The following is a 4,372-nucleotide window of genomic DNA, read 5'->3' on the forward strand; positions in this document are numbered from 1 at the left end:
GGTCGGCCCCCGTGCTGGCGGCGTGCGCGGGCGCCGCGACGGCCGCCGCGGCGATCGCCCAGGTCGTCCACCCCCGGTACGGCCCGGTGGCGGCCGCCGGCTGGACGGCGGCGTCCTGGCTGCTGCTCGGCGGCGGCTGGCTGGTCGGCCACCTGCTGTGGCGCCGCGCCTGGAACGCGGCGTGCCTGGAGGAGCAGCGGACGCGCCGGATCCTGGCCGACGAGCGGTTGCGGATCGCGCGCGAGCTGCACGACGTGGTCACGCACGGCATGGGACTGATCGCCGTCAAGTCGGGGGTCGCCAACCACATCGCCGAGACGCGCCCCGAGGAGGCCCGCGAGGCGTTGCGGGTCATCGAGACGACCAGCCGCGACGCCCTGGCCGAGATGCGGCGCCTGCTGGAGGTGCTGCGCCATGACCCCGCGCCGGGGACCGGCCCCGTCCAGGCGGGTGTCGGCGGGCTGGAGGACCTGGCCGAGCACGTCCGGGCCGCCGGGGTCGAGGTCGATCTCGCGGTCTCCGGCGGGTACGGTCTTCCCGAAGCTCTCCAGCTCACCGTCTACCGGATCGTCCAGGAGGCCCTCACCAACGTGGTCAAGCACGCGGCGCCCACCCGTTGCCGGGCCACGGTGGACGTCTCGCCCCGCCGGGTGAGCATCCAGGTGGTCGACGACGGCGCGGCCCGCCCGGCCCCGAGGCCGGGCCCCGGCGGTCACGGGCTGGTCGGGATGCGGGAACGCGTCGCGATGTACGGCGGGTCCTTCAGCGCCGGGCCCCGCCCCGGGGGCGGCTTCGCGGTCACGGCCACCCTCCCGCTCCCCCTCGGCGGGGACGGCCGGTGACCGGGCCGGTCCGCGTCCTGGTCGCCGACGACCAGGCCCTGCTGCGCGGCAGCTTCCGCGCCCTCATCGAGACCACCCCCGACCTCACCGTGGTCGGCGAGGCCGCCACCGGGGCCGAGGCCGTCGAGCTCGCCCGCGCCCTACGGCCCGACGTCGTCCTGATGGACGTGCGCATGCCGCACCTGGACGGCATCGAGGCCACCCGCCGGATCCACCAGGCCGCGGACACCGCGGAGGTCCGGGTGCTCATCCTGACCATGTTCGACCTGGACGCGCACGTCTTCTCGGCCCTGCGCGCCGGCGCCGCCGGCTTCCTGCTCAAGGACACGCCGCCGGCCGACCTCCTCCACGCCATCCGCGTCGTCGCGGCGGGCGAGGCCCTCCTGGCCCCCACCGTGACCCGCCGCCTCATCGCCGAGTTCACCCGCCACCCCCGGCCCGTCCACTCGCTCCCGCGCGAGCTGGACGGCGTCACCGACCGGGAACGCCAGGTCCTCGCCCTGGTCGCCGGCGGCCTGTCCAACACCGAGATCGCCGAGCACCTGCACCTGAGCCTGTCCACCGTGAAGACCTACATCGGCCGCCTGCTCGCCAAGCTCGGCGCCCGCGACCGTGCCCAGCTGGTGATCGTCGCCTACGAGTCCGGCCTGGTCGCCCCCGCCCCCTAGTCGGCGGGCGCGCGGCCGCGGGAGACCGCGATGGTGGGCGCCGCCGGGCGTTCCAGGCCGAACAGGGCCGCCGTCTCGTCGAACGAACGGCTGCGGCCGCGCGCGTGGGCGGCGGCGAAGTCGGCCTCGGGCAGCTCGGCGCGCAGGCGTTCCTCCAGCTCCGCCGACTCCGGCTGGGACAGGTCGCGGCCGCCGCGCAGGCCCTCGGCGTTGCCGAGCAGCTCGGCGGCGCGGACCGGGTCGCCCTCGTGCAGGGCGAGCGCGGCGTGGCCGGTCAGGGCCTCGGCGACGATCGGGTGGTCCAGCGCGCGCACCGCGTCGCGCAGCGCCTCGGCCACGCGGGACCGGGCGGTCCCGGCATCCCCCGCGGCCAGCGCGAGCCGCCCCCGCGCCAGCATGATCATCGCGCGGAACTGGGGCGGGCGGGGCTCGACGGAGACCAGTTCCTCGGCGCGGACCAGCCGGTCGTCGGCCTCGGCGAGATCCCCCGAGCGCAGCGCCAGCACGCCGAGGCAGTAGTGCACCGAGGCCGCCCCCTCCCGGCTCCGCACGCGCTCGGTGTCGCGCAGCGCGGTCTCCAGCAGTTCCAGCGCGCGGTCGCGTTCGCCGACCAGGTCCAGTTCGTTGGCGAGCTTCATGTAGTTCTGCAGGAGGGTGACCGCGCCGCCGCCGAGCATGGCGTTGAGCCGCAGCGCCTCCTCGTACAGGGCGATCGCGGCGTGGTGGTCGCCGACGCGGCTGCGCGCCTCGGCCAGCGCGGTGAGCGTGAACGACAGCCCCCAGCGGTCCCCCGCCTCGCGGAACCGGTCGCGGGCGGCGGTGAAGCGCCGTTCCAGGCCCTCGGTGCGGCCGAAGTTGTGGTCCATCTGGCCGCGGATGAAGTGCCCGAGGCCGCTCAGCCACGGATCGGGATCGTCGACCAGCCGGTCGACCAGGGTCAGCGAGCCCTCGTCCCAGCCCCGCAGGTACATGTCGAAGGTCACGTTCATCATCCGCAGCACCGGGTGCAGCGGCACGTCCCCCAGCTCCTCGCAGATCCGGTTGGCGCGCACCAGCCAGTCGCGGATCTGCCGCTCCCGCCGCTCGTTGTCCATCGCGGTGATCGCGGCGATCGCCAGGGCCAGCGCGGTGGTGGCGTCGGCGGGCGGGTCGGGCAGCGCCAGGGCGGCCTCGACGTACTCGCCGCTCTCCCGGAACTGTCCGGTCAGGAACCAGTACCAGCCGAGCGCGGCGCAGAACCGCACGGCCAGCGGCGCGTTCCGCCGCGCGGTGGCCCAGCGCAGCGCGGCGTGCAGGTTGTCCCGGTCGTCCGCCAGCCGGGCCAGCCAGTCGAGCTGCTCGTGCCGGTACAGGTGCGGTTCGGCCTCCTCGGCCAGCGCGGCGAAGTATCCGGCGTGCGCCAGCCGGACCCGCTCCTCCTCGTCCGCCTCGGCGAGCCGTTCCAGGCCGTAGGCGCGGATCGTCTCCAGCATCCGGTAGCGCGGGCCGTGCGGCGCGTCGGTGTCGGTGAGGACGACCAGGGACTTGTCGACGAGCGCGGTCAGCACGTCCAGGACCTCGTCCCGGTCGAGGACGCCGCCCGCGCAGACGTGTTCGGCGGCCTCCAGGGTCGCGCCGCCGGGGAAGACCGCCAGCCGCCGCCACAGGGCGCGTTCGGGCGCGGCGAGCAGGTCCCAGCTCCAGTCCACGACGGCCCGCAGCGTCTGGTGGCGGGGCAGCGCGGTGCGGCTGCCGGACCGCAGCAGCCGGAACCGGTCGTCCAGCCGCGCCGCGACCTGCGCGGGCGTCATGGACCGCAGCCGCGCGGCGGCCAGCTCGATGGCCAGGGGCATGCCGTCCAGGGAGCGGCAGGCGCGCACGACGTGCCCGACGTTCGCGCCGGTGACCGCGAACCCCGGCGCGACGGCCGCGGCGCGGTCGGCCAGCAGCCGGACGGCGGGCGACGCCATCGCCTCCGCCGGCCCGGCCGCCTCCGGGGGCAGGCCCAGCGGGCCGACGGGCCACAGGACCTCCCCGGTGATCCCGAGGGGTTCGCGGCTGGTCGCCAGGATCCGCACGTCCGGGCAGTCGGCCAGCAGCCGGTCGGCCAGCCGGGCGGCGGCGTCCAGCAGATGCTCGCAGTTGTCCAGGACCAGCAGGGCCGCGCGGTCCGCCAGCGCCCCGGCCAGCAGGTCCAGCGGGTCGGCGGCCTCGCCGACCACGAGCCCGCCGTGCCCGGTGGACAGCAGCGCGACCTCGCGCGGCCGCAGCACCGACAGCACCGCCGACGGCACCTCCGCCGGGTCGTCGACCGGGGCGAGCCCGACGAACCACACCCCGTCGGCGGCGTCGTCCCGCGCCCGTTCCCCCGCCTCGCGCGCCAGCCGCGTCTTGCCCGCGCCGCCCGGCCCGACCAGCGTGACCAGGCGTTCCCCGGCGAGCAGCTTGCGGACCCGGGTCAGGTCCTCCTCCCGCCCGACGAAGCTGGTCAGCCGGGGCCGCAGGTTCCCCGCGACGCGCGGGGAGGGCGGGCGCGGCGCCCGCAGCGCCGGGTCCTGCCGCAGCACCGACAGGTGCAGCGCCTCCAGGTCGGGGGAGGGATCGACGCCCAGCGCGTCGGCCAGCTCCCGCTTGACCGACGCGTACTCGGCCAGCGCGTCGGCCTGCCGCCCCGCCGCGTACAGCGCGCGGATCAGCCGGCCGCGCAGCGGCTCCCGCAGCGGGTCGTCGGCGGCCAGCGCCTCCAGTTCCGGGATCAGCTCGGCGTGGCGGCCCAGCTCCAGGTCGGCGTCGACGCGTTCCTCCAGCGCCGCCCACCGCAGCCCCTCCAGCCGCGCGGCGGGCCCCTCGGCGAACGCCAGCCCCGCCGCGTCCGCCAGCGCC

Annotated in this window: 3 protein-coding genes; 2 read left to right on the top strand and 1 reads right to left on the bottom strand. The window is 76.9% G+C overall.

The window, feature by feature from the left end:
- Positions 1-842: sensor histidine kinase (locus tag AKI01S_RS47165; protein WP_067833261.1), on the top strand; the 842-nt coding region annotated here is incomplete at its 5' end.
- Complete coding sequence (locus tag AKI01S_RS47170) at positions 839-1,510, top strand: response regulator (protein WP_067833264.1); 672 nt, start codon at positions 839-841, stop codon at positions 1,508-1,510. The genes AKI01S_RS47165 and AKI01S_RS47170, both read left to right, overlap by 4 nt.
- Here AKI01S_RS47170 and AKI01S_RS47175 read toward each other — a convergent pair.
- Positions 1,507-4,372, bottom strand: a 2,866-nt coding sequence (locus AKI01S_RS47175; RefSeq protein ID WP_067833266.1) for an ATP-binding protein, incomplete at its 5' end; no start/stop codon positions are given. The genes AKI01S_RS47170 and AKI01S_RS47175 overlap by 4 nt on opposite strands.

The organism is Actinomadura kijaniata NBRC 14229 (assembly GCF_001552175.1).
GTDB classification, from domain to species: Bacteria; Actinomycetota; Actinomycetes; order Streptosporangiales; family Streptosporangiaceae; genus Spirillospora; species Spirillospora kijaniata.